The 25,188-nt window shown below is 64.3% G+C and carries 25 protein-coding genes and 1 tRNA gene; 9 read left to right on the top strand and 17 right to left on the bottom strand.

From position 1 onward, the window contains the following. The first annotated feature begins 84 nt into the window (after nt 1-84). Complete coding sequence (locus tag QZZ02_RS08675) at nt 85-1,359, top strand: UbiH/UbiF/VisC/COQ6 family ubiquinone biosynthesis hydroxylase (RefSeq protein ID WP_291843707.1); 1,275 nt, start codon at nt 85-87, stop codon at nt 1,357-1,359. A gap of 11 nt (nt 1,360-1,370) precedes the next feature. Here QZZ02_RS08675 and QZZ02_RS08670 read toward each other — a convergent pair whose 3' ends face one another. From QZZ02_RS08670 to QZZ02_RS08650, 5 genes are all read right to left on the bottom strand, one after another. Continuing rightward, a complete protein-coding gene (locus QZZ02_RS08670; protein ID WP_291843705.1) occupies nt 1,371-1,898 on the bottom strand; it encodes a DsrE family protein in 528 nt (175 codons plus the stop codon). A 127-nt stretch (nt 1,899-2,025) separates the two neighbouring features. Then, nucleotides 2,026-2,328 carry a DUF971 domain-containing protein gene (locus tag QZZ02_RS08665; RefSeq protein WP_291843703.1) on the bottom strand — a complete coding sequence of 101 codons (303 nt, stop codon included), beginning with the start codon at nt 2,326-2,328 and terminating at the stop codon, nt 2,026-2,028. A 2-nt stretch (nt 2,329-2,330) separates the two neighbouring features. After that, nucleotides 2,331-2,522, bottom strand: a complete 192-nt coding sequence (locus tag QZZ02_RS08660; protein WP_291843702.1) for a Trm112 family protein — start codon at nt 2,520-2,522, stop codon at nt 2,331-2,333. Nucleotides 2,523-2,533: 11 nt separating this feature from the next. Then, complete coding sequence (gene trxA, locus QZZ02_RS08655) at nt 2,534-3,451, bottom strand: thioredoxin (RefSeq protein ID WP_291843700.1); 918 nt, start codon at nt 3,449-3,451, stop codon at nt 2,534-2,536. 76 nt (nt 3,452-3,527) lie between these two features. Then, the gene (locus QZZ02_RS08650) at nt 3,528-4,049 is read right to left on the bottom strand and encodes a prolyl-tRNA synthetase associated domain-containing protein (RefSeq protein ID WP_291843699.1); all 522 of its coding nucleotides are present in this window, start codon (nt 4,047-4,049) and stop codon (nt 3,528-3,530) included. Nucleotides 4,050-4,169: 120 nt separating this feature from the next. Here QZZ02_RS08650 and QZZ02_RS08645 point away from each other — a divergent pair. Continuing rightward, nucleotides 4,170-4,244: transfer RNA gene (locus QZZ02_RS08645), tRNA-Gly, on the top strand. A gap of 68 nt (nt 4,245-4,312) precedes the next feature. Here QZZ02_RS08645 and QZZ02_RS08640 read toward each other — a convergent pair. The 3 genes from QZZ02_RS08640 to QZZ02_RS08630 form a co-directional block, all read right to left on the bottom strand. Then, entirely contained in the window at nt 4,313-4,474 is a 162-nt protein-coding gene (locus QZZ02_RS08640) for a hypothetical protein (protein WP_291843698.1), read from the bottom strand. A 162-nt stretch (nt 4,475-4,636) separates the two neighbouring features. Further along, nucleotides 4,637-5,023: a helix-turn-helix transcriptional regulator gene (locus QZZ02_RS08635; RefSeq protein WP_291843696.1), complete on the bottom strand. Its 387-nt coding sequence runs from the start codon at nt 5,021-5,023 to the stop codon at nt 4,637-4,639. A gap of 7 nt (nt 5,024-5,030) precedes the next feature. Beyond that, entirely contained in the window at nt 5,031-6,002 is a 972-nt protein-coding gene (locus QZZ02_RS08630) for a LysR family transcriptional regulator (RefSeq protein ID WP_291843695.1), read from the bottom strand. A gap of 89 nt (nt 6,003-6,091) precedes the next feature. On the opposite strand from QZZ02_RS08630, the gene QZZ02_RS08625 reads away from it, so the two are divergent. The 4 genes from QZZ02_RS08625 to QZZ02_RS08610 all read left to right on the top strand — a co-directional run bounded on the left by QZZ02_RS08625 (nt 6,092) and on the right by QZZ02_RS08610 (nt 13,195). Next, nucleotides 6,092-6,730 carry a hypothetical protein gene (locus tag QZZ02_RS08625; protein WP_291843694.1) on the top strand — a complete coding sequence of 213 codons (639 nt, stop codon included), beginning with the start codon at nt 6,092-6,094 and terminating at the stop codon, nt 6,728-6,730. After that, a complete protein-coding gene (locus tag QZZ02_RS08620) occupies nt 6,727-7,329 on the top strand; it encodes a GNAT family N-acetyltransferase (protein ID WP_291843693.1) in 603 nt (200 codons plus the stop codon). Before QZZ02_RS08625 ends, QZZ02_RS08620 begins: the two co-directional genes overlap by 4 nt. Further along, the gene (locus tag QZZ02_RS08615; protein ID WP_291843692.1) at nt 7,326-7,868 is read left to right on the top strand and encodes a cysteine hydrolase; all 543 of its coding nucleotides are present in this window, start codon (nt 7,326-7,328) and stop codon (nt 7,866-7,868) included. The genes QZZ02_RS08620 and QZZ02_RS08615 overlap by 4 nt, the downstream gene beginning before the upstream one ends. A 401-nt stretch (nt 7,869-8,269) precedes the next feature. Then, a complete protein-coding gene (locus QZZ02_RS08610) occupies nt 8,270-13,195 on the top strand; it encodes an NAD-glutamate dehydrogenase (RefSeq protein ID WP_291843691.1) in 4,926 nt (1,641 codons plus the stop codon). On the opposite strand, the gene QZZ02_RS08605 is transcribed toward QZZ02_RS08610, so the two are convergent. The 7 genes from QZZ02_RS08605 to htpX all read right to left on the bottom strand — a co-directional run bounded on the left by QZZ02_RS08605 (nt 13,186) and on the right by htpX (nt 22,486). Then, entirely contained in the window at nt 13,186-14,058 is an 873-nt protein-coding gene (locus tag QZZ02_RS08605; protein WP_291843690.1) for a dienelactone hydrolase family protein, read from the bottom strand. The genes QZZ02_RS08610 and QZZ02_RS08605 overlap by 10 nt on opposite strands. 74 nt (nt 14,059-14,132) lie before the next feature. Further along, nucleotides 14,133-15,728 (bottom strand): bifunctional phosphoribosylaminoimidazolecarboxamide formyltransferase/IMP cyclohydrolase, encoded by a 1,596-nt coding sequence (gene purH / locus QZZ02_RS08600; RefSeq protein ID WP_291843688.1) that lies wholly within the window; start codon nt 15,726-15,728, stop codon nt 14,133-14,135. Between the two features lie 62 nt (nt 15,729-15,790). Continuing rightward, a complete protein-coding gene (locus tag QZZ02_RS08595) occupies nt 15,791-17,692 on the bottom strand; it encodes an SDR family NAD(P)-dependent oxidoreductase (protein WP_291843687.1) in 1,902 nt (633 codons plus the stop codon). Next, a complete protein-coding gene (locus QZZ02_RS08590; RefSeq protein ID WP_291843686.1) occupies nt 17,689-19,503 on the bottom strand; it encodes a heparinase II/III family protein in 1,815 nt (604 codons plus the stop codon). The genes QZZ02_RS08595 and QZZ02_RS08590 overlap by 4 nt, the downstream gene beginning before the upstream one ends. Before the next feature lie 4 nt (nt 19,504-19,507). Then, nucleotides 19,508-20,167, bottom strand: coding sequence for a ribulose-phosphate 3-epimerase (gene rpe / locus QZZ02_RS08585; protein WP_291843685.1), 660 nt, complete (start codon nt 20,165-20,167; stop codon nt 19,508-19,510). A gap of 67 nt (nt 20,168-20,234) precedes the next feature. Next, entirely contained in the window at nt 20,235-21,536 is a 1,302-nt protein-coding gene (locus QZZ02_RS08580) for a transcription antitermination factor NusB (RefSeq protein WP_291843683.1), read from the bottom strand. A gap of 53 nt (nt 21,537-21,589) precedes the next feature. Continuing rightward, nucleotides 21,590-22,486, bottom strand: coding sequence for a zinc metalloprotease HtpX (gene htpX / locus QZZ02_RS08575; protein ID WP_291843682.1), 897 nt, complete (start codon nt 22,484-22,486; stop codon nt 21,590-21,592). Between the two features lie 53 nt (nt 22,487-22,539). On the opposite strand from htpX, the gene QZZ02_RS08570 reads away from it, so the two are divergent. From QZZ02_RS08570 to QZZ02_RS08560, 3 genes are all read left to right on the top strand, one after another. Next, nucleotides 22,540-22,782: a DUF1674 domain-containing protein gene (locus QZZ02_RS08570; RefSeq protein ID WP_291843681.1), complete on the top strand. Its 243-nt coding sequence runs from the start codon at nt 22,540-22,542 to the stop codon at nt 22,780-22,782. Further along, nucleotides 22,772-23,209, top strand: a complete 438-nt coding sequence (locus QZZ02_RS08565; RefSeq protein WP_291843679.1) for a hypothetical protein — start codon at nt 22,772-22,774, stop codon at nt 23,207-23,209. Before QZZ02_RS08570 ends, QZZ02_RS08565 begins: the two co-directional genes overlap by 11 nt. 72 nt (nt 23,210-23,281) lie before the next feature. Continuing rightward, nucleotides 23,282-23,833, top strand: coding sequence for a hypothetical protein (locus QZZ02_RS08560; RefSeq protein ID WP_291843678.1), 552 nt, complete (start codon nt 23,282-23,284; stop codon nt 23,831-23,833). Nucleotides 23,834-23,856: 23 nt separating this feature from the next. Here the strand turns inward: QZZ02_RS08560 and pyrF are convergent, their stop codons facing one another. Both pyrF and QZZ02_RS08550 read right to left on the bottom strand, forming a co-directional pair. Next, nucleotides 23,857-24,549, bottom strand: a complete 693-nt coding sequence (gene pyrF, locus QZZ02_RS08555; protein ID WP_291843677.1) for an orotidine-5'-phosphate decarboxylase — start codon at nt 24,547-24,549, stop codon at nt 23,857-23,859. 9 nt (nt 24,550-24,558) lie between these two features. After that, nucleotides 24,559-25,185 (bottom strand): LysE family translocator, encoded by a 627-nt coding sequence (locus QZZ02_RS08550; RefSeq protein WP_291843676.1) that lies wholly within the window; start codon nt 25,183-25,185, stop codon nt 24,559-24,561. Nucleotides 25,186-25,188: the final 3 nt, after the last annotated feature.

The following is a 25,188-nucleotide window of genomic DNA, read 5'->3' as shown; positions in this document are numbered from 1 at the left end:
TCTTCCCGGTCGGTAAACAAAGGTTAACGGCACTGCGACGCTCTGGCCGCTTTTCACCCGCATCAAAGCGCCTATTCTGCAGCCATGAACAAGACAGCATATTTTGATGGCGATGTTGTGATCGCCGGCGGCGGTCTGGCCGGAATGACGCTCGCCCTCGCGATGGACCAGGCCGGTCTCAGTGTTGCGCTCGTGGACGCGCTGGAAATTGACGACCAGCTGGCCCCGACCTTTGATGGCCGGGCTTCGGCGCTGGCCTACACTTCGTGGCGCATGTTCGAGGCGCTGGGTGTGGCCGAGCACCTCAAGCCCTTCACCCAGCGCATCGAGCATATCCTGGTCTGTGATGGTCGCCCCTATGGCGGCGACAAGCCGGGCGGTCCCGGTCCGCACACGCTGCATTTCGATCGCCGCGAGATCTCCGAGGGCGAGGATGGCGAGCCCTTGGGCTGGATGGCCGAGAACCGGCATTCCCGGCATGCCCTCATCCAGGCCATCCGGACGCGGCGCGGCATAACGGTTATCGCGCCAGCCCGCGCCGATCGATATGAGACACGCGGCGACGGGGTGGACCTGTTCCTCGAAGATGGCCGCATCCTGTCCGGCCAGCTGCTGGTCGCCTGCGACGGCAAATTCTCCCGGCTTCGCCGGCGGGCCGCCATCCGTACCGCCGGCTGGCAGTACGGCCAGAAGGGTCTGGTGGCGACAGTGCGCCATGCCGAGCCGCATCATGGCGTCGCCTATGAGTATTTTCTGCTGTCCGGGCCCTTTGCCATCCTGCCACTTCCTGACAATCGGGCCTCCCTCGTCTGGACCGAACCGGATGCGATCGCCGATGCCCTCAAGGCGGCGCCGGAAGCGGTCTTCCAGGAAGAACTCGAGAACCGGTTCGGTGATTTCCTCGGGGATGTCCGCGCCGAGGGGCCGCGCTTCGCCTACCCGCTGGGGCTGCGTTATGCCGAGCGTTTCTGCGATGAGCGGATTGCCTTTGTCGGCGATGCCGCCCGCGGCATCCACCCGCTCGCGGGTCAGGGATTCAATCTGGGTATCCGCGATGCGGCGGCCCTCGCGGAAGTGACCGGTGAAGCCAAACGTGTTGGTCTCGATATCGGCGCCTTGATCACCCTGCGGCGCTATGAGGACTGGCGGAAATTTGACAGTGCCTCGCTGGCAGCGGGGACGGACATGTTCAACCGCCTGTTTTCAAACGATATCGAACCGATCCGCCAGCTCCGCGGTCTCGGCCTGTCGCTGGTCAACAGGATCGGCCCGGCCCGCCGCTTCTTCATGCGTCAGGCGGGCGGCGAAACCGGCGATCCGCCACGCCTCCTGAAAGGCCGTCGTCTCGACGCCGCCTGAAGCAGGCAGGCTCAGAACGGATTGAGCGTGTAGCCACCCTGTTGCAGCAGGGCATGGGCGGTCATGGCCGACAGGGCCATTTCGACACCGGCCAGCAAGTCCTCGCGGTCGACATCCAGATAGGCCGCGCTCTGGCCGCAGACGATCACACGGACACCCTGCGTCTGCAGGGCCGCTACCAGCTCGGCGTTGGGGCCGGCGGACGCCGCGGTGACGTCGTGCACGGCGCCGCCATGGATGACGACGGCGATGCGGATGTCACCGGCTGCGACGCCATTGGCGACGTGCATGTTGAGCAGGCGGGCCGCGCTGGTGAGGGTGCGGTTGAGGCTGTCCGTCTCCGACCGTGTTGCGGTGTCAAATGCAATCTGCAAGGTGAGCCCGTCGGGCAAGGCTGTCGTCGTGTCGACACGGGCGATCTGGCCGTATTCCGGGATCAGGGGGCCGGGACCGAAATCATCCGGACCGGCGAGGGCGGGCGTTGTGAAGGCGAGGCCGAGTGCGGCAAGCGGCAGGCTGCGAACTTTGAAAACAGGCATGATGACGAGCTCCGATGTGATTTGAAGCCAGCCTAGCCATGTGCGGTCATCTTGTCCTGTCTGCCGGCCGCCATGGCCTCGGCGCATGGGCCCTGGAACCGCGCGCTGCATGCCAGTCGCCAGAGGCTCAGCGGGCTGCTTCGCCAAGCGCGTAGAGATAGTCCCAGGTGAAGATGCCGCTGTCATGCCCGTCATCAAAGGTGAGGCGGACGGCATAGCGGCCGACCGGTTCGGCCTTCGTGATGTCGACATTCTGCTTGCCGGTGATCAGTTTTTTCTGGCCCGGACCATGGCCCTGGACCTCGGCGCTGGGGCTTTCGACCCGCAGCGTCTCATAGGGGATGGTGAAGGCGCAGCCATCGTCAAAACGGGCGTGCAAGGCCTTGTCGCGACTGGAGAAGTCGAGTTTTTCGGGCCAGGGGCGGGACATGGTCAATCCTCGATTTGCCGGGCTTCTTCCGGCAGCATGATCGGGATGCCATCGCGGACCGGATAGGCCAGGCCGGCACCCTTGGAGATCAGTTCGTGGGCGTCGCGGTCATAGTGCAGGGTTTCGCGCGTCACCGGGCAGACCAGGATTTCCAGCAGCTTCGGGTCGACGTCACGGATTTCGGTATCGCTCATGGTGTTGCGCCTCAGGAAAACAGGATGGCGGACAGCCGACGGCGTCCGTCGCGCGTGATGTCAGACGCGGGTCCGGCCGCGTCAAAGACTTTCAGCAACAGGGTTCGGGCAGCCTGATCATTCCATTCACGATCAAGCGCCGTAATGGCGATCAGCTGATCGACCGCTCCCTTGTGGTCTCCGGCAGCGACCAGCGCTTCGGCAAGCTCAAAGCGGGCTTCAAGATTGCTGGCATCGGCGGCAACGGCCTGGCGCAGAGCGGCGGTTGCCGCGTCGTCTGCCGGGACACCCGTCGCCAGTTCCAGGGCGGCACGGGCACCATCGACGGCCGGATCATCCGCCCGATCCTGGGGGATCTGTGCGAGAATCTGTTTCGCTTTCTCAACATCGCCTGCCTTCAGCCAGATCCGGCACAGGCCGGCCATCGCGCCGGGATGGCCGGGGTCGGCCTGGATCACCGTGGCAAAGTCCTGCGAGGCCCCGTTGAGATCGCCCGACTCGATAGCGGCGAGCCCGCGCTCGATGAGCGCGCGAACTTCAGCTTCGCCGGGACCCTTGCCGGAAATGCGGGCGATGAAATCCTTGATCTGGCTTTCCGGCAGCGCCCCGGTGAAACCGTCAACCGGCTGACCATTCCTGAAGGCGAAGACGGCCGGAATGGATTGCACGCGCAATTGCTGCGCGACGCCGGGATTCTCGTCGATATTGATCTTGACCAGGCGGACGGCCCCGCCTGCCGCGAGCACCGTCTTTTCGATCATCGGGCCGAGCTGGCGGCACGGGCCGCACCAGGGTGCCCAGAAATCCACCAGGACGGGGACTTCGCGCGACGGTTCGATCACGTCCTGCATGAAGGTCTGGTCGGAGCTGTCGCGAACCAGATCGTTCGCCTGGGTGTCCTGTCCGTTGGCGCCGCTGATCAGGGTCATGCCGGATTCCTTGTCATTGCCAGATATCGTGTTTGGGAGAGTCTAAGTGGCCCCTGGCGGAGCGCGATGCAAGCGGTCACTGCGCCGCATCCTCTGCTGCAGCAAGCGCGGCGAGATCGAGAATGAGCGGCTCGTGGCCGGTGTCGCGCGCGAAGCGGACAAGGTCATCGGCGCGCAAGGCAGTCGTCGCGTCATTGCTCAGCGGGTGGAAGTTGACGATCTCGTGCTGCAGCAGCGCGGCGTCGAGGATGAAACGGACCTTTCCGTCCGGGTCATTCATCAAGGCGAAGGCGGTCACCGATCCCGGCCGTACGCCCAGGGTCTCGAACAGCAGGTCGGGATTGCCGAAGGACAGGCGCCCACAGCCGATCGCGCCGTGCAGGCGGTTGATCCGTATGGTGGTTTCGGCCAGGGCCGATATCAGGACGAGCTGGCCCTTCTTGTCCTTGAGGAAAAGATTCTTGCTGTGGCCGCCGGGCATATCGTCCTTCATGCCGTCGCCTTCGGCCACGGTGAAGATTGGCGCGTGCTCATAGGTCTTGTGCGCAATGCCCAGAGCATCGAGGCGCGCGAGGAGATCTGTCCGGTTGGCTGTCATGCCCCTGTTGAAGCGCGGCTGCAGCCCATGTGCAAGAGGACGGAAACAGACGCTTGCAATCTTCCAAGCTTTGCGCGATATACCCCGCTCCCCGGCGGGGCCATGCCCCGCAAATCGTGAGCGGGCGTAGCTCAGGGGTAGAGCGTCACCTTGCCAAGGTGAATGTCGTGAGTTCGAATCTCATCGCCCGCTCCATTCTCTTCCTTGTCCAGTAGTCCTGTCTGCCCGGTCCGTGACGAGCCGAGCGGACATCATCCGGCGCTCTAGGACAGTTTGAGCTCGCGCAGGCGGACATAGGTCTCGTGCCGCACATCGATGGCGGGCAGTGGCTTGCGTCGGCTGAACAGGAGATGGGGCAGCCCGATCCGCAGGGCTGCGGGCGCCTGGATCATCGGGCGGGTCGGTTTTTGCGGGCGGATCGTCATGTCGGCCTCCTCTGCGTTGAGGAGACATAATCGCGCGTCACGGGGGCGATCACGGGGCGCGGTCAAGGCCATTTTCCGGCGATTGCGTTCATCGCGGCATCAGAAATCGCGCTGCCCTCACCTGAGGACAGCGCCCGGCACGGTCGGCCGGGCGCTGGATCTTCAGACAGCGAGCGAACGCAGCAGGTCGATCACACGGCGACGGACCGTCTGGTCCTTGATGCCGGAGAAGGCTGACGCCAGGGCCAGGCCGTCGGGGCTGGCGATGAAATCATAGAGCGTGTCGGAATCGCCGCCCTTGAGTTCAGATGAGCCGTCTTCTTCGAGCCCTTCGAAGAAATAGGCGACCGGCACTTCCATGACTTTGGCAACATGGAACAGGCGGCTGGCGCCGATCCGGTTGGTGCCACGCTCATACTTCTGGACTTGCTGGAAGGTAACACCGAGCTTCTCGCCCAGTTCAGACTGACTCATTTCGAGCAGGCTGCGCCGCAGGCGCAATCTGGCCCCTACATGCTGATCAATACTGGTTGGGCCTCGTGCACTCATTGCGTCCTCACGTCTGTGGTTTGATGACTTCCACGTCGCAAAACTCGCTCGGATGGCAGAACTCTTCGCGGAACCAAGGATGGAGTCTACGGTTGAACAGTTCGGCAATCCAGTCAGCAACGCACTTTATTCTGGTTATTCCAAGGCTGCCAGGCGAGTTCTTGAGCCAGAACCGGACGTCTTGATGGAAGTCATAGTCAAGAACAACCAGTTCGTCCGGGTACAAGGACGCCAAGTAGGTCGGGGCCATGGCAATACCACCGCCATGACGTATGGTTTCAAATAACACCGAACTGATATCCGCGGTGAATGAATATCTTACAACCTCATCAGTCGCCGTGGCCTTTCGCTGCCATAGGTGGAGTGATGGATCATATTGTTCGAGGCGCAGAAAGCGCAGTGTCAGAACGTCCTCCAGCGAGCGCGGCGCGCCATAGGTGGCGATGAATTCGCGCGAAGCCATCGGCATGTAGTGAACGCTGCCCAGGGCGCGGGCCTCGGTATCCATCGACTTGTCCGGTGTGAAAGTCAGGCTCAGCGCGGCGGCCGTATCGCTCGCTGCGGCCGAGCGGTCATTGATGAGTTTGAGCACGACCTCCGGATTTACCCGTTGAAATTCAGGGATGTGGCGAGCGAGCCAATAGGTCGCGAGCCCGTCCGGTACGCGCAGGGACACCTGTCCGGCGAGGCTGCGGTCCATGCCGGCGAGCTCGGTCTCCAGACGCTGGGCCGAGCGCTGCATGGTGACGGCATAGTCAAGCGCTGCAGAGCCGGCCCGGGTCAGGACGACGCCATCGGCGCGTCGCTCGATCAGCTGTGCGGACAGGCGACTTTCCAGCTGCCGCATGCGTTTCGACACGGTCGATTGCTGGCAGCCGAGCACAGTTGCCGCCGCACTCATCGAGCCGGTGGTGGCGACCGCATGGAAGATCTGCAGATCATCCCAGTCGAACACGTTCCGCCGAAGGTCGTTATCCAAGTTCTGACTACCCTATATTCCAACTTTGCAGAAGAACAGCTAGCTCGCCGGTGTTAACGAAGAATTAACTACAGGGCGGAGTGTGCGTAATGGTGGGCAGTGAGCTGCGGTTCGGCTCGACAGAAACAGGGTTCGAGTTTCCGCTCGAACGTCTCGACCAAGCCTTTGGTTCCTTGGACTTCAAGCCTGTAAAGCTGACCGAAATCGACGAGTTTCACGCCTTGGCCAATGAGCTGATTGATGGCGAGATCGCAAGCGCCACGGATATTGGCCGTGTGCAGGAATGGACCCGCAGATCGCTCCATATGCGCCGATGGAATGGCCGACCTGACGGTTTCGTTGCTTCAATCCCGCTGAGCGATTCCGGCGTTTCCGCCTTGCTTCGGGGCGAATTCGGCTTTGCAAATGCACGTCGCGAGTGGGTCTGTGGCACCGGGGAGCGGGCCGCCGCCCTGCTGTCCTGGGGTCTGGCTGGCCGAACGCCGCATGCCCAGGCCGCCGCCCTGCGCGCCCTGCTCGTCGGCTGGCGCGGCTTCTACTCCGATGTCCGGGTCTATGCTCGAGCTCGCACAACCGAGGGCAAAGCCCTGATGCGGAAATTGAATTTCGAAATCTGTTCCTATCCGGACGGCGAAAACCCGCTCTATGGCAGCACCGGCTTTCCGCAGAAGCTTGGCGACATGCTGCTCAAGCGCACAGTCCTCGGTGAATGGGAGTCCCGCTCGTGAAAAACGCGATACCCGATAGTCTTGAAGTGACCATCGCCCGTTCACTCGACCATGTCGTGATGGCGATGACACTGCGCGGCGTAATTTATCTGGGCGAACAGTTCGCACCGTTTGCCGAGGAATATGACGGCAATGACTTTGTTGGCGCCTCTCACCTCATCGCCTGGCGGGGCCGCGAGCCGGTCGGCGTGCTGCGGCTGCGCTTCTTTGCTGGTTTCGCCAAGGTCGAGCGTGCCGCTGTCCTTCGCCAGTACCGCCGCTTCGGGGTGATGCGGGTTTTGATGCAGGAGGCGCAACGCTATGCGGCGCGGCGCGGCTACAGGAAAATGCTGGGGCATGCCCAGCTCAACCGGGTGAAATACTGGCGGACGCATGGCTTCCGGATTCGCGCCGATCGTCCGGAATTCGGCTTCTCGGACTATAAATATGTCGAGATCGAGCGCGATCTCGTGCCGCCGGCCAATGCGATCACGATGGATGCCGACCCGATGATGGTGATCCGCCCGGATGGCGACTGGGATCGGCCCGGCCCGTTTGACCTTTCGCTTGCGCGCATGCAAGAGGACGAAGATGCCCGCAAGCCTGAGGAGGCCGCATGAGCTTCTCTGATCCCTGCCTGGTCCTGCTGGACTGCCAGCGCGACCAGGTCACCGGTCCCAATGGCAAGATCGATCCGGAGAACCGCGTTGTCCTCGATCGCATTCGCGAGCTGTTGCGTCATGCGCGTCAATCGGGCTGGCGGGTCTGCCATTGCCAGTTCCAGGGCGAGGGGTCGGCCGCTGGCCGCGCGCCGATCGACGGACTTCGCCCGACGGCCCAGGAAGCGGTCTTCCAGCGTCGCGGCCTGTCCGCCTTCTCGGACCCGTATTTTCACCAGGTGCTGGCGCGCAGCGCCGGGTCGACCGCCCTGCTTGTCGGTTTCTCTGCGCCCTTCTCGATCCTCGCGACCGTTTTTGACGATGCCAATCGCGACAAGGCGATCACCGTGGTGCCCGACGCTGTCGGGGCCCTTGCGGTAGAGCCCCGGGATGTCGGCGAGACGCGGGCGATGGCCTTCGACCTTGTCGCCCGCATGGCGCCATTGATGGATTGGCAGAGTCTGACGCGTGACTGGCCGGTCGAGGCAACGACCGCTTGATTGCGCCGCCGGTTACCGTACTCCCGATCACATCTGGGTGATTTTGCCGCACCCGGTGCGAATTCATGTGAAATCAGCCCGTCCCGGGCTTTAAATCCCGGACGGGCTTTCTACATGGAAGTCGTAGCGGCAAACCGGTCGGCGTGGTGTCCCCCCATTCCCGCCTGCCGGTGGCCGCTCGCGAAGATCAGGCCTCAATGTGCGTCCCCCCAGCCTGCCTATGAGGTCTGCCAGGCGCCGCCGGGTTCCCCTGTCCCTACCCGGCGGCGCCGTTATCGCTACCTTTTCAAGACTTGAGAAAAAGAATGGCATGTTTGCGTTTTCAACGGCGTAGGCGGGTTGCACGCATTTCAAACAGGACTAGGGTCGGATCACAAACATAACAGTCCAGGGAGCGCCACATGGGGGCGGTCGTCGGAGTCGCGCACGCTTACAGCCGCGCAGATTTCATGGAGGCGGCGCGAAAGCGCTGGCTCGAGCTTTTCGGCGCCGAATGCGGTGAGCCCGGAAATTCCTTCTTCTCACAAATCTATGATGATGCGCTGGCCGAGGATCTCGAACGGGTTGGCCCGTGCGACCTCGCCGCACTGAGCGTTGATTTCTGGCAGTTTGGCGACAGCCGGCCGGGTGACGACATCCTGGTGCGGATGCGAACGGCGACCCGGGTCGACGGCTCTGACCTGCCGCGCGACGTGCTCGAAATCATCGGCCGCGACCGACCTTTCATCGTCGACTCGGTGATGGGCGAGGTCGGGGCGCAGGGTCACGACATCATCGCCATGTTCCACCCGATCGTGCAGGTCCGTCGCGACAATGCCGGTGACCGGGTCGGCGAAGGCGGGCGCTGCCTCGCCGAATCCATGATCCAGGTCCACCTGCCGCCCCTCGACGAGCTGTCCCGGCGTACGCTGATCGAGGGCGTCACTGCGACGCTCGACGATGTTCGTGTTGCTGTCGAGGACTGGACCGACATGCGCGCCCAGATGGATGAGGCCATTGCCCACCTCTCGGCGGCCCGCACCCATGCCGCACCGGACGAGCTGGCCGAAGCGATGGAATTCCTGCGCTGGCTGCGAGACGATCATTTCGCTTTCCTCGGCTGCCGGGTCTACGACTTCGAGGTCGATGATGGCGGCTCTATGGCCCAACGCCATCCGCGCGTGCGGCCGGAAACCGGCCGCGGCGTTTTGCGGGACCCGGATCGCCATGTCCTGCGCAAGGCTTCCGAACCGGCCGTTCTGACGCCGGCCATCGAGACATTCCTGCGCGAACCCAGCCCGATCATCGTCGCCAAGGCCAACATGAAGTCGCGCGTCCATCGTCGCGTCTACATGGATTATATCGGCGTGAAGCGGTACCGCGAGGACGGTGCCGTCATTGGCGAGGCTCGCTTTGTCGGCCTGTTCACCGCTGAAGCCTATGACCAGTCTGCCAGCGCGGTCCCGCTGATCCGTCGCAAGGTGCGGCGCGTGCTTGAACGGGCCGGCAAGACGCCGGGTACCCACTCGGCCAAGAAGCTGCGAAATACCGTCGAGAACTTCCCGCGCGATGAACTCTTCCAGATGGACGAGAATGATCTGCTGGAAATCTCGCTCGGCATCCTGCACCTGCACGATCGGCCGCGAACGAAGCTTTTCATCCGTCGCGATCAGTTCGACCGTTTCGTTTCTGCCCTGCTGTTTGTCCCGCGCGACCGTTACAATTCGAAGGTCCGCGAACAGGCCGGCGAGCTGATACGCGAGGCTTTTGGCGGGCGTTTGTCGGCCTTCTATCCGCAATTCGGCGACAGTTCGCTGGCCCGGGTTCACTATATTATCGGCCTCAATCCTTTCGATCACCCGGAACCCGAGACCGGTGAGCTTGAGCGCAAGGTCGCGCGCCTCGCGCGAACCTGGGAAGATGATCTGGAAACCCATGTCCGTCGCAACGCGCCGGAAGATATCCGCCTGCGCATGGGCGCCTACCAGGACGCCTTCAAGGCCGGCTATCGTGAGCTCTATGATCCCGAAGAGGCGCTCGCTGACGTCCTGAAGCTTGAATCCTTGTCCGGTTCCGACAAGGTTGCGGTTCGTGTCTACCGCGAAGCCGATGACGGCGACACCGACCTGCGGCTGAAGATCTACCGCGTCGGCAAGCCGGTTTCCCTGTCCCGGGTCATGCCGGTGCTGGAGAATCTCGGTCTTTACGTGGTGCAGGAAACCGGCTTTCCGGTCGATCGCCGCGGCGCCAATGGCGAGCCCTTCGACCGCGCCCATATCCATGACTTCGAAATGAAGTCGGATGCACTCAAGGGTCAAAATCTCAAGGAGCTGGCGCCGAACATTGAAGACGCCCTGCTGGCAATTGCGGATCGCCGGGCTGAGGATGATGGCTTCAACCGCCTCATCGTCGAAATCGGTGTGAACTGGCGCGAGGCGGCCTTCCTGCGCACGTGCGCCCGGTATCGCCAACAGACCGGGCTCGATCCGTCCCAGGCGATCCAGGAAGAGGCGCTCGCCGCCTATCCGGACATCGCCCGCGGCCTGCTGGAGCTGGCCCGGGTCAAGTTTGACCCGGCCTTTACCACCGATCAGAAAACCCGGTCCGATGCAGTCTGGGACGTGTCGGAAGGCTTGCGCAAGCGCCTCGACGCCGTCGCCAGTCTCGATCATGACCGCGCCCTGCGCCGCATCTTCCATCTCGTGGAAGCGACGCTGCGGACGAATTTTTACCAGACTGACGCGAGCGGCCAGCCCAAGCCCCGTATCGCGATCAAGATTGCCAGTGAACTGCTGGAAGAGCTGCCGCTGCCCAAGCCCTATCGTGAAATCTTCGTCTGGTCGCCAGATGTGGAAGGCGTTCACCTGCGCTTTGGACCCGTCGCCCGTGGCGGGTTGCGCTGGTCGGACCGGCGCGATGACTTCCGCACGGAAGTCCTCGGCCTGGTGAAGGCCCAGCAGGTCAAGAATGCCGTCATCGTGCCGGTGGGCTCGAAGGGCGGATTCTACCCCAAGGCCCTGCCCCGCAACGGCTCGCGCGAGGAAATCTTCGAGGCCGGACGCGAGGCCTACAAGACCTTCATTCGAGGCCTGCTCGACCTGACCGACAATATCGTCGATGACGTGGTCATCCATCCCAGCGCCACCGAGTGCTGGGATGAAGATGATCCCTATCTCGTTGTTGCCGCCGACAAGGGCACGGCGACCTTCTCGGACACTGCAAATGGCCTCGCCACGGACGAGTTCGATTTCTGGCTCGGCGATGCTTTCGCTTCGGGTGGCTCGGCCGGCTATGATCACAAGAAGATGGGCATTACCGCGCGCGGTGCCTGGGAATCCGTCAAGCGTCACTTCCGTGAGATGGGCAAGGATATCCAGGCCGAACCCTTCAGCGTGATTGGCGTGGGTGACATGTCGGGCGATGTGTTCGGCAATGGCATGCTGCTCTCGAAGCAGATCCGCCTGGTCGCTGCCTTCGATCACCGTGACATCTTCATCGACCCGGATCCGGGCGATCCGGACACGATGTGGAATGAACGCAAACGCCTGTTCGACCTGCCGCGTACTTCTTGGCAGGATTACGACAAGACACTGATTTCCAAGGGCGGCGGCATCTTCGCCCGGTCCGCGAAATCAATTCCGTTGTCCGCCGAGATCAAGGCCCTGACCGGTCTGACCAAGGACAGCGCCAGCCCGGTCGAGCTGATCAATGCCCTGCTGAAAGCCGATGTCGAGTTGCTCTGGTTTGGCGGGATCGGCACGTATGTCAAGGCGACGTCGGAACAGCATTGGGAAGTCGGCGACAAGACGAATGACGGTCTTCGCGTCAACGCCACCGAGGTTCGTGCCAGGGTGATCGGTGAAGGTGCCAATCTCGGCTTCACCCAGGCTGCCCGCATCGAGTACGGCCAGAATGGTGGCCGAGCCAATGCCGACTTCATCGACAATTCGGCCGGCGTCGACAGCTCGGACCACGAAGTCAATATCAAGATCCTGCTTCGGCCCATGGTCCGCAATGGCGACATGAATCGTGCGGATCGCGACAAGCTGCTGGAATCCATGACGGATGACGTGGCAAAGCATGTGCTCCGTCACAATTACGACCAGTCGCTCGCGCTTTCCCTGGCAGAACACACGGCGGCGGCTGACCTCGATGCCCATGAGCGTTTCATGGCCCGGCTCGAGGAACTGGGTCAGCTCGATCGCGATGTCGAGGGCCTTCCGTCGGTCGAGCAGGTACGTGGTCTGAAAGCTCGGGATCAGGGGCTGACACGCCCGGAGCTCGCTGTCCTCAATTCCTATGCCAAGATCACGCTGTTTGACCAGCTTGTGGCGTCCGACGTGCCGGACGATCCGCACTTCAAATCCATGCTGGTCAGCTACTTCCCGAAAGGGCTTCACGACTTTGAAGAGGCCATGGACGGTCACCGCCTGAAGCGGGAGATCATTTCGACTGTGCTGGCCAACGAGATGATCAATCTCGGCGGTCCCACCTTCATTCACCGGGCTATCGATTCAACGACCGCTGCAGTTCCGGCGATTGCCCGGGCTTTTGAGGCTGGCCGCCAGATCTTCGGGTTTGCCGAAATCACTGATGCGATCAACGCGCTCGACAACAAGGCGCCGGCCAGTGTGCAGGTCCAGCTGCACGAGGAAATCATCCGCCTGCTGCGCCGCCAGACCTACTGGCTGGTGCGCCGGGGCCGCAACAAGAAATCAGCCAAGCCGGACGCCATCACGGATGTCATCCAGGGCTATCAGCCTGGCGTCCAGCAATTGCGCTCCATGGTGCACGAGATCATCTCGACCCATGAGCGCCGGGGTGTCAAAGCGCGCCAGAAGCGTTTCATCGAAGGCGGCGCGCCGGAGGATATCGCCCTGGCGGTGGCCGAATTGCGGCCGCTGACATCCTCGACGGATGTAATCGATATGGCGATGGGATCGGATTGGCCACTCGCCTCGACGGCCTATATTTATCACGCCGTTGGTGCCCGGTTTAAGTTCGACCGCCTGCGCGGGCTCGGCCAGGAAGTCTCCTCCGAACTGCACTGGGACCGGCTCGCGGTGCGCCGTCTGATGGAGGACTTCTACGCCAGCCAGCAGGCCTTCACCGGCTCGGCCATGCGTTTTGCCGTACAGGCCGGCGGTTCCCTGGCGTCGGGCGTTGAAGACCCGTCCCGCGAATGGGCCGATGCGCTGGTGGAAGCCTGGAACACGATCAATGAGGAAGAGGCGGGCCGGGTCGATTCGGTGCAGCGTCAACTCGATGAGTCGGGATCCTGGACCCTGTCAAAACTGGCAATTGCCTCGACCCAGCTTGGCGAGATGGCGTCCGTCGTTCAGCCCTGATCGGCGAAGGCTTCATTCAGCCAGACAACAAGACGGGCGCGCGCTCTTTGAGCCGCGCCCGCATTGTACTCGATGCGCGGATCCGGTGGCGGATCGGGCTCGTCAAAGGCATGGGTCAGCCCGTCCCAGATCTCGAAATCGACAGCGACACCGGCTGCATTGGACCGGTTGAACAGGCGTTCGCAATCACGGTGCGGCGCAATCATGTCGCGCTCTGCGAGAATGGCGCGCAACGGGATACCGGCCGAAAACCCGCGTCCGTCAGCCCGGATCGGAAAGCCGCAATAGGGATACATCGCGACCGCCACCCGAACCCCGGCCAGGGGCGTGGCCGGGGCCGGATCAATAACCGGTGAGGCGCGGCCCTCTGCAGCAAAATCCAGGGCTTCCAGGACCGTCCAGCCACCATGACTCCAACCGACAAGTGCCAGCCTGTTGGCGTCGATGCCGGGATTGCCGGCGGCGACGGCGATCGCGGCGGGGATGTCGGCAGCCCGTTCCTGTCCCCACAGACGCAAGGCCGTACAGACCTGGCTCATGGCGCCAAGACGCCCGATCCTGCGGGGTGACAGTGAGTCGACGATCACAACGGCATAGCCGGCCGCGACCACATCGTCGGTATAGGCCGCCTGGACCTGACGCAATCCGCCGCAGCCGTGCAGCATGATCACGGCCGGAACCGGCCCGGTCGCTGCTTCGGGCAGGCGGATCTCGATATCATCGCGCAGCAGCGCGGCCTGGGCCTCGAGAGAGCGGACGGGAACGCTCCAGCCACTGGCATTGCCGGTGGCGGAAAGTCCCAGACCGCTGATGATCAGGGCAGCCAGTACGCCGGCGCCGTGGAGGATGGGTTTCGTCGTCATTCAGGCACGATGCGGCAGGCCGACCGCATCAGGCAATGTTTACTTGATTCACGTTCAGGCGCCCGTCGTGCCGCCTAGTGGCGGAAGTGGCGCATCCCCGTGAATACCATCGCGATACCGGCTTCGTCGGCGGCTGCAATGACCTCTTCGTCGCGAATCGAGCCGCCAGGCTGGATAACGGCCGTCGCACCGGCCTCGACGGCTGCGTGCAATCCGTCGGCAAAGGGGAAGAAGGCATCCGAAGCGCAGACCGAGCCCTTGGTACGCGGTTCGTCCCAGCCATTCTCCTCGGCTGTTGCCTCGGCCTTGCGGACGGCAAGGCGGGCAGCCTCAAGCCGGCTGGTCTGACCCATGCCTATGCCGGCGGTTGAACCATTGCGTGCATAGACAATTGCGTTTGATTTCACGTGCTTGACGACTTTCCAGCCGAACAGGAGATCGGCCATCTCGGAGTCGGTCGGCGCGCGTTTGGTGACAAGTCTGAGGTCGGACGCGGCGATCATCCCGATATCGCGTTCCTGGACCAGAAGTCCACCGGCAACCGTCTTGGTGAGCCAGCCGCCCTGCTTCGGGTCCGGCATGCCACCGGTTAGCAGGACACGCAGGTTGGATTTGGCAGAAAGGACCGACAACGCGTCTTCATCGGCATCCGGCGCGATCACCACTTCGGTGAAGATTTTGACCAACTCGCCCGCCGTTTCAGCGTCCAGCTTGCGGTTCGTGGCGACAATGCCGCCAAAGGCCGAGATCGGATCGGCCGCGAAGGCCTTCTCATAGGCCACGGCCAGATCGTCATGCAGGGCCACCCCGCAGGGATTGGCGTGCTTGACGATAATCACGGCGGCCTTGTCGCCCGCGTCGAATTCGCCGGCCAGCTCAAACGCGGCGTCGGCGTCGGCCAGGTTGTTGTAGCTCAGGGCCTTGCCCTGGACCTGACGTCCGGTCGCAATGCCGGGCCGGTTTTCTGCGGTGGTGTAGAAAGCGGCATTCTGGTGCGGATTCTCGCCATAGCGCAGGGCCTGGGTCAGGGCGCCGCCAAAGGCGCGATAGTCGGGAGCCGGGTCTTCCAGTGTGTCGGCAAACCAGCCGGAGATGGCGGCATCATAGGCTGCCGTGCGGGCATAGGCCTTCGCGGCCAGTGATTTGCGCAGGGACAGACCGGTATGGCCTTCATGTTTTGCCATGTCGGCCAGCACCCGGTCGACATCATCGCCGTCGACACAGACATTGACCCAGGCGTGGTTTTTGGCCGCGGCCCGGATCATGGCCGGCCCGCCGATGTCGATATTCTCGACGCAATCGGCATAGGCGCCGCCCCGGGCGACGGTCTCCTCGAACGGGTAGAGGTTGACGTACAAGAGGTCGATATGCGGGATGCCGTGCTCGCCCATGGCGGCGCGATCCTCGCTATTGTCGCGGCGTGCCAGTAGGCCGCCATGCACCCGCGGATGCAGCGTTTTCAGACGGCCATCCATCATTTCGGGAAACTCGGTGACCTCGGAAACATCCCTTGCGGGGATGCCGGCATCCTTGAGGGCGCGCAGCGTCCCACCGGTCGACAGCAATTCAACGCCGGCATCGGCAAGCTGGCGGCCGCGCTCGACCAGGCCGGCCTTGTCGGAGACGGAAATCAGGGCGCGCCGGACGGGCGCGAGGTCATGGTCTGACATGGAACGGTCTCCGTTGCTCTATTCCGGTGATCCGCGGCGAGGTATCACGGCGGGCCGGCAAGTCAATCTTCCAGCATCGAGGGGCGCAGCTTGCACATGGCTTCCAGTGCAGCCGACGCGCCCGCCCCGTCACCGCTGCTGGCGGCTGTGACGATGGCATCCAGTCCGGCGCTGACCGCGGTCGCATCCAGGTCAGGTCCGGTCACGGCCCAGACACCGTCAATCGAGGTCGCGATCGTGCTTTCAAAGTCGTAGACTAGGCTTTCATGGCGCTTCTCACCCGGTCGCAGGCCGACGACGCGGATTGCGCCCGGCGCATCCGGATCGCGGCCGCGCAGGCGCAATAGCTGGCGCGCCAGCCGCATGATCGAGACCGGCCGGCCCATGTCGAGTACATAGAGCGCGCCATTGAGGGCGGGGTCGGCCGCTGTCTGGGCTGCAGCATCGAGCACCAGACCGGACGCCTCCTCGACGGTCATGAAATAGCGGGTCGCTTCCGGATCCGTGACCGTGACGGGTTCTCCCGCTTCGATTTGACGCTCGAACAGGGGAACAACCGAACCGGTCGAGCCAAGCACATTGCCGAAACGTACGACACAGACACGGGTTTCCTTGGCGCGCCCGGCTGCGGCGCGGGCATAGAGCTCGGCGGCGCGTTTGGTAGCGCCCATGACATTGCCCGGATTGACGGCCTTGTCAGTCGAGATCAGCGCCACGACCCGCGCTCCGTATTGCTGGGATATCTCAATCGTGTTGACTGTGCCGATGATGTTTGTGCGCGCGGCTTCCCCGGGATTGCGCTCGCTCATCGGGACATGCTTGAGCGCGGCCGCGTGCAGGACAACGTCCGGCTTCTCCTCGCAGAATACCTGATCCAGGCGGTCGCGGTCGCGCACATCGCCCAGTACGGCACGCCAGGCGATGCCGGAAAAGCGTTTCGCAAACTCCAGGTCGATTTCGTAGAGATTGGCCTCGGAGGCATCAAACAGGATGAGCTTTTTCGGGCCCAGGGTCGCGGCAAGGCGCGCCAGTTGCGAGCCGATTGTGCCGCCCGCACCCGTGATCAGAACCGTGCGCCCTTCGATCAGCGGCCGGGCCGGTGACAGGTTGGGCGGTCGTGGCGGACGGTTCAGCAGGTCGGCCGCTTCGACCGGTGAGAAGGCCTCACGCCCGTCCGACGGGCGGGCCCGGGATAGTTTCGCCCCGGTGCGCGAGGCAATCCGGATCAGCTGGTTGACCAGGTCGGCATCGGGATGAGCGCCGGCGAGTACCAGGCGTGGTGCATCCTTTTCCACTTCAGACAGTCGCTTGAGCGCTGCCGGCAGGGCTTCCAGGCCGCCCAGCACGGGAATGCCGCGAATGGCGTGTCCGGTCAGACTGGCGCCCGGTTCGATCAGCCCCTTGGTCCGGAACGGCGCTGAACCGTTGCGCCGGCCAAGATCGCGCAGGGCGTCGTCGAGTTCCAGATCGGTGCCGACCAGGATGGCCGTCGGCTTGGAGCGATCCTCGATCTGAAGGGCGCCCCGCAGGCCCTGCGTCCGCAAGGCGGCGACTGACAATCGCGCGGCCAGCAGGATGAAAAGCAGGATCGGCATTTCCAGCAGGATCGACGTGCGGGGGAAGCCGTCGAGCCGGTTGATCAGGAAAAGGATCGGCAGGAAGACCAGATTGGCAAGCACGATGGCGCGCACAATGCGCGCAGCGTCGTTCAGCGCGGTATAGCGCCACAGGCCGCGATGCAGGCCTTCGATCGGAAAGATGATGGCGCAGGCCAGCGCAAACACGGCCACCGCCTGCAGGGCAACGTCGTCAGGTACGGACGTGGGCTCGAACCGATAACGCAGCAGTACGGCGGCCCACATTGAAAAGGCACCGGCCGCGAGGTCGAACAGGGCAACCCCCACCATGGAAATCTGGCTGCGGAACGACGTGGTCCCGCGCGCCCTGGATGGCGTCTTGCTCATCCGGCCTCCCCCTGCGTCCCGCCGACCCGGCCCAGTCGCTGGAAGGCCCAGCGAACCCGGTTCGGCGGACGGTCTCCGGCGCCGAACGGCTCAGCTTCGCCCTGTACTACAATTTGCGTGGCCCGTTGTGGAGGTGCGCCGGCAGCAAGATAGACCGACCGTTCCAGCCGGATGGGTCCGCCATCGGTCCGGAAACGCCAGCCATCGCCGTCCGGCTGGACCAGAAGCGCGCTCATGCTGTCGCGTGACAGCGAGGCGCGGACGTCGGGATGGAGGTGGAAGCGGATGGCGAAACGGAAGCGCACATCGACATTGTCGGGCGGGCCATCAGAGACCGGGCGGAACAGGGCGTCCTCGCCGCGCAGATCGCCACCGTCAGCGGCCAGGAACACGCGTCGCCGGTGCGACAGGCCGTATTCCTCGCGATAGCCTTCGTGGATGCCTTCGAGCCAGACCCCCATTTCCTCTTCATTGCGCCGCGCCGTGACCGGACCGGGGGCCGATGCCAGGCGCGGGCCGAGCAGGTCGCGTCTCCAGCCCGGAGCGAACAGGCGCGAGGATGAGGTTTCCTCGAGCGTCAGCGTCGAATGGGCCGCCGTGGCGCGCACCGCTTCGCGCCAGCTGGACGGCTGGTCATCATGCCAGCCGCAATTGACCACGAGGCGTCCACCGGTCGTGCAAAGCTCGAAGGCCAGCGCGCTGGCATGGGCGCCGGCGCTGAGAACACCGGGCGGCGCCTTGCCAACATCGAGGATGATCGTTGCACCGCCGGCTTCGGCCCGGTGATAGCCGGAATGAGGCGCAAACCCGAATGGCTTGGCGCTGGTTTCGTCCCGCGACAGCGCCAGTTTCAGGGCGCCGTGATCACATTCGCCACCGCCATGAAAACTTGCCAGACCGCCATCGCTCATGCGGAAGAAGCGCGACATCGGGGCCAGACGGTCAATCGCCCGGACGATCTCGCGCGAAAACTCGACGCCGGCCTTCTCGGCCACGTCACGCAGGGCCAGCAAGTCGATCAGGGCCTCCGTGCCGGCCCGCGGTGAGCGCGAGACATGTCCACCATCCGGCAGGATCTGGCGCTTCACTTCCTTTTCCAGCGCAGCGAGGCCGGCTTTCTGGAGTGCCGCCTGGCGCGGAATGCACAGGCCGGCAAAACTCAGGGCGATGGCGCAGCGCAGCCGGACGGCTCCGTCATGAGCGAGCGGGATGGTGCGTTGCAGGTAGCGCGCCTGACGCAAGAGGCTGCGCAGGCGGACATTCCGCACCTTTCGGTCGGCCTCCCCGGTCTCGAACAGGACCTCGCCGGCGCGCAGCCAGTTGATGATGCGGGCCGACAGCACTCCGTGGCTCCAGGCAAAACTGTTCCAGCGCCCGAACGCCTTGATCCAGGCGTCGACCAGCTGCCGCGCCGCGACGGCGCTGTACGGCGGACTGGCGGGCGCCTCGTCTGCATCATCATCGTCATTGTGCGACGCGGGTGCGGCGATGACATCGCGCAGCCAGCCGAAGCCGTGCAGGCGACGGGCAAAGGCGCGGGTCGGGGCCGGCTTCAGCCAGATATTGTCGTGTGCCGGGTCGATCGACAGGAGATCGCCGGCGAGTTGAAAGCGTCCCGACAGGATGTCGGTACCGCGCGCCGGCTGACTGGCGTAGAAATCCTCTGGCAGCGGACCGACTTCACTGGCCAGGGGGCCCAGATCGTGCAGGCCGGAGAACAGCCCCATCGAATGAAGTGTTGAAGAGGCTTCGCGCCGCGCCGCCGCGACCATCGCGCCGGCATAGTCGGACAGACGCACCGCGCGAGCCATGGGATCAGCTACGCAGCGCTGAGATATTGTCGCGATAGGCCGACGGGCCGCCCTTGAACACCGCCGATCCGGCGACAAGCGCCGTGGCCCCGGCCGCCACACAATCGCGGGCAGTCTGCGGGTTCACGCCGCCATCGACCTCGATGCGTGTCGCCAGGCCACGCTGGTCGATCAGGGCCCGGATGGCTTCGATTTTTCTCAGCTGGCTGGAGATGAAACTCTGCCCACCGAAACCCGGATTGACGCTCATCACCAGCACCAGGTCGAGCTCGTCGAGCACATAGTCGATCACCTCGACAGGTGTCGACGGATTGAGCGCGGCTCCGGCCTTGGCGCCGGCCGCCTTGATCGACTGGACTGTGCGGTGGAAATGAGGTCCCGATTCAGGGTGCGCGGTGATGATATCGGCACCGGCCTCGGCAAAATCGCGGATGAAGGGGTCCACCGGCGTAATCATCAGGTGCACGTCGAAAGGCTTCCTCGTGTGCGGTCGGAGCGCCTTGATAACGGCCGGACCGATCGTCAGGTTGGGCACGAAATGCCCGTCCATCACATCGATATGGATCCAGTCGGCACCGGCTTCGTCGATGGCACGAACTTCTTCTCCCAGCTTGGCAAAATCGGCCGAGAGAATTGACGGGGAAATGATAACGGGAGTGCCCATATCGATCCGATAACAGTGGGGCCGAAACCGCGCAAGTCGAACGCGGTCCTTGCGGCCGGTTTTGAGCCTATCCGGTGCGTTTCACGAACCGGGCGATGAAAAATCCGTCCATTCCGCCCTGCTCGGCCCATAGCGCCGGGGTCAGCCGGACCCAGCCGGCGGGCGTGATCGCGCTTTCAAGGCCAGGCAGCTCGGCCGCTCTGACGGGCGACTCCTTGAGCTGTCTGTGGCGCCCGGAAATCCGGCCAGCCAGCAATTCACCCTCTTCCGGCTGCAGCGAGCAGGTGCAAAGGACCAGCTGACCGCCCGGCTTGAGCATGGCGACCGCGGCCTTGACCATCTCGTCCTGCAGGCGGGCCATGCGCAGCGTGTCGTCCTCGCGCTTGATCCAGCCGGCTTCCGGGTGGCGACGCAGGGTGCCGGTAGCAGTGCAGGGCGCATCCAGCAGTATGGCGTCCGCAAGCTGGCGCGGCTTGAAGCTGCGCGCATCGTCCGCGATCAGGGTCGCCTTGAGGCCGGTCCGGCCGAGATTTTCCCGGACCCGGTCGAGGCGTTTGTCGGAAAGGTCCAGGGCAATCACGTCAGCCCCGCTAGCGGCCAGCTGCATGGTCTTGCCGCCCGGCGCGGCACACAGGTCGATCACGTTGGAACCGGGCTTGAGATCCAGCAGGGTGGCTGGAATGGCCGCTGCCGCATCCTGCGCCCACCAAGCCCCTTCGCGATAGCCTGGCAGGGCGCGGACATCGCCGACAACCGGCAGGCGCAGGCTGCCATTGGGCAGTATCCGTGCCTCGAGGCGCGCCGCCCACATGTCACGTTCGTCCGGATTGCGGACCGTCAGGTCCAGGGGTGGCGGCACTGTGATGGCATTGGCAATACGGCTCAGCGTACCGGGGCCATAGGCGGCCCGCCAGCTTTCGCGCAGCCATTCTGGAAGATTGTCACGCGGCAGTGTCTGTTTGAGATGGTCCCGCCCCTCGCGGTCGACCTTGCGCAGGACGGCATTGACCAGACCCTTCAGCTTGCGCGCGTCAGCCCTTTCCTGGGCCAGCTCGACGGTTGAGGAGACGACGGCATGAGGCGCCCCTTCCATCCACAGCAATTGCGTTGCCCCGGTGATCAGCAGCGCCTGGGCGCCTTCAGACGTCTCGTGCAGGGGTCGTGACAGCAGGGCGTTGAGAACGGTGCGCGTCTGCCCGAGCCGGCGGAAGGTGGTCGCGGCAATCGCGCGTGCGAAGGCGCGGTCGCGATCACTCATCGCGTTGAAATCGGGCGTGTGGTCGAGCGCCGCTTCGAGGGTGCGTCGTTCTTTGACCACGGCAAGATAGGCAAGGGCCGCAGCGCGGCGCGGGGCAAGTCCGTCACTCATGGCGCGGAGCTAGCACGCAGGCGCCTGCCCGTCGATGCCGGGTAGCCGCGCTGTCAGCCCCAGGGCCCGCGCTGTGACCAGGGCCCTGGCACCGTACTGGCCCGCGCGCCCGCCATTTGGCGCAGCTTGTCGATCCGGTTGGCGGTGTCGGGATGGGTCGAGAACAGATTGTCCATGCGCTGGCCGTTGAGCGGGTTGATGATGAACATGTGCGCGGTCGCCGGATTGCGTTCCGCGCCGGCATTCATCGTGCGCCGGGCCGAGCGTTCAATCTTCTCCAACGCACTGGCCAGGGCCATCGGGTCACCGCTGATCTCGGCCCCGACGCGGTCAGCCTCGTATTCGCGGGCGCGGCTGATCGCGCTCTGTACCAGCATGGCCGCCATCGGGGCAAAGATCATCATGGCGAGCGAGCCGATGAGGCCCGCCCGGTTGTTGCCGCCGAAGAAGAAGGCGAAATTGGCGAGCATGCCGATGGCGCCGGCGAGCGTCGCCGTCACTGTCATGGTCAGCGTGTCGCGATTTTTTACATGCGCGAGTTCATGCGCCATCACACCCTGGATCTCGGTCCGTCCCAGCCGCTCCAGCAGGCCGGTCGTGGCAGCCACAGCAGCATGTTGCGGGTCGCGGCCGGTGGCAAAGGCGTTGGGCTGATCGCTCTCGATCACGAAGACGCGCGGTATGGGCAGGCCGGCGCGGCGTGCGAGATGCTCCACATCGCCGGCATATTGGCGCAGCGCCGGGTGGCGCTCGGCGGGTCCGATCTCGCGGGCGCCGTGCAGACGCAGCACCATGTCGGCGGAGTTCCACCAGGCGAACAGGTTCAACCCGGCCGCAACAACCAGCGCCAGCAAGGCGCCGGCCGATCCGCCAAGCAGATAGCCAATCCCCATGAAGAGCGCAGTCATGCCGGCAAGGAGAAGGAAGGTGCGAAGTGTGTTGGCTGTCATTGCAGGGGCCTGTTTGTCTTGGCGCGGAAGTCGTCGCGGATTATCTAGATGGGATGACCCAGGATGATCAGCAAGACGGGACCGGCAGCGGCCCAATTCCCTCCTCCCAGAGCACCGGCAAGGCGCTGAGCCCGGCGGCCCGGCGCGCCCTCGCTGAAGCGGCGGAGCGTCGAGCCACGGCCGAACGCCAGGCGGCGGAGGCCGACAGCGGGCCGACCGAGCTTGGCGGCCGCAAGGGGCCGGAGCCGACGCGGTTTGGCGATTGGGAGAAGAAGGGCATTATTTGTGACTTCTGACCGGGCCGGGAACGGTCGCAATGAGGTCCGGATTCACGCCGAGGCGGGATTTGCCGAGTTTGTCTGGCGCGGTGAAATCAACCGCGATACGCTTATGGATGCCTATGACCGGGCTGCGGCCCACCTCGAATGGCGTCCGTATTTCAACCGCTTATCGGTCTTTGAGGTCGATATGTCGGTCGGCGATGTCGATTTTGATGCGGTGCGCGAGATCCGCCAGGCAGTTGATGACTGGCAGGCGCAGCATGCTCCGGGTGAGCGCATTTATGCCGCCAATCTCGTCCTGTCGCCCTTTGCGGAAGTGCTGGCCTCTGTCTGGGCGGCCTTGCCGCGCGACAGCGACCGGCTCTGCGTCCAGGTTTTCCGGACCCGTCCGGCGGCGCTCGAGTGGCTGGATTCGGTTCGCCGGGCACCGCCTGCCGCGTGATCCGGCGGACAGCGCTTCGCCTCAGCGGTGCAGACACTTCGTGGCGGATTGAACGGCTGCTAGTGTGCCGGAATGAAACATCACGTCGCCCTTTTTCCGGTTCTTGCCGTCACCCTGCTGGTGGTTTCAGGCCCGGCATCGGCCCAGGCTCGGCTTGAGCGGGAGTGTTCGGCAGATGATATCCGGCAGGCCCTGGCGGGCGATTATGCCGGGCCGCCCTGCCGTTTCACGCAAATGCCGGACACGGTCGATGCTGCGTCGGTCCGCGCGCCCTCGCCTCAGCTGGCCGGCGCGGCGCCCGTGATGCAACGACCCGACGTGGTGTCGGCCCCGGCGCCTCTTGCTCGACGGCAAGGGCCCCAGGCCGCCCGGGGGCGCCCGCTGCCGGCGGCGGCCACCGCTCCGACATCCGGCGGGACGGTTCAGCTTGATGACAGCTTCTTCAGCGGCGGCCTGGTTGGCGGGGTCGGCCAGGTGCCGACCATCCAGTACGGCTATCGCGGCATTATCGTGATTGATGGAGCGGGCCGCGCCAGCCTGTTGCCGCCCGGCCAGGTGTCCAACGTACCGGTACTGCGCATGCAGGCCCGCGGAACCTTGCGGACGCAGCTCGTCGGCCAGTAATTTTTCTGCAACGGGCGCCTGGATCAGACTGCGGCAATCTCGTCGACAATGGCCTGGGCGGCCGCTTTCGGATTCGGCGCCGCATTGACCGGACGGCCGACCACCAGATGACTGGCCCCGTCGGACAATGCGCTGGCCGGGGTGGCGACACGCTTCTGGTCACCGATATCGGCACCGGTCGGGCGAATTCCGGGCGTCACGATCAGGAGGTCCTTGCCGAAACGCGCGCGGATTTCCCGTGCTTCGTGGGCGCTGGCCACAACGCCATCGACACCGGCTTCCAGCGATTGCTCGACCCGTCGCAGGACGAGGTCCCGCGCGCCGAAGGCATAGCCCATCTCGGCCAGCATGGCGTCGTCATAACAGGTCATGACCGTCACGCCGAGCAGTTTGAGGTCTGAACCCTCGCGTCCAGCCACCGCAGCCTGCATGACAGCGGGCTCGGCATGGATGGTCAGCAGGTCGGCGCCGCCCGTGGTGATGGACCGTGTAGCCTTCTCAACGGTTGCCGGGATGTCGTGCAGCTTGAAGTCCAGAAAGACCTGTTTGCCGGTCGCCTTGATCTTGCGGCACAGATCCATGCCTCCCATCGGAAACAGCTGGAGCCCGATCTTGTAAAAGCTGACGGTATTGCCGATGGACTCGACGAGAGACCAGGCGGCGTCGGTGGTCGGCAGGTCGAGCGCGACGATAAGGCGGGGATCGGCATGTGACATGCGGCGCTTTTAAGCCGCGTCGTCGACCAGAATCAAGCGCAGACCGAGCCCGCCGAAGGCGGTGGCCGACAATCCGTTCAACAGGCGCCGCGCCGTGGCCGACCGGCCCAGCATGATCCGGGCCCGCCCTGCGGTGAGCGCAACCACGGTGAGGACCAGGCTCCCGATTGCGAAGAAAATGCCGCCGAGCACCAGCATCTGCAGCCAGACCGGTGACAATTCTGCATTGGTGAACTGCGGCAGGAAGGCGAGAAAGAAGAGCCCGACCTTGGGGTTCAGGAGATTGGTCATCAATCCGCGCCGGAAGGCGCGGGCCACGCTGGCGGCGCTGCGCGCCTCCATCGGGGCATCAAGGTGACGAAATGTCTTCCAGGCGAGGTAGAGAAGGTAGGCCGCGCCGGCATAGCGGACGACCAAAAGCGCGTGGTCCACGGTCGCCAGGAGAGCGGCGAGGCCCGCCGCCGCCAGAAGAGTCCAGATCGCGCCGCCCGTGATGATACCGGCCGTGGCAGCGAGGCCGGCCTTCGGGCCGCGAGAGGCGGCCGTTGCGAGCGTGAAGGCCATGTCCGGACCGGGCGTCAGGGCGAGCGCGACGGCGCCGGCGAGGAAAATGGGGACGAGTGCGGGGTCCAGCATGGG

Origin of the sequence: Maricaulis sp. (assembly GCF_015665295.1) — a bacterium.
Classification (GTDB): domain Bacteria; phylum Pseudomonadota; class Alphaproteobacteria; order Caulobacterales; family Maricaulaceae; genus Maricaulis.
This window is presented reverse-complemented; position numbering and strand designations above follow the sequence as displayed.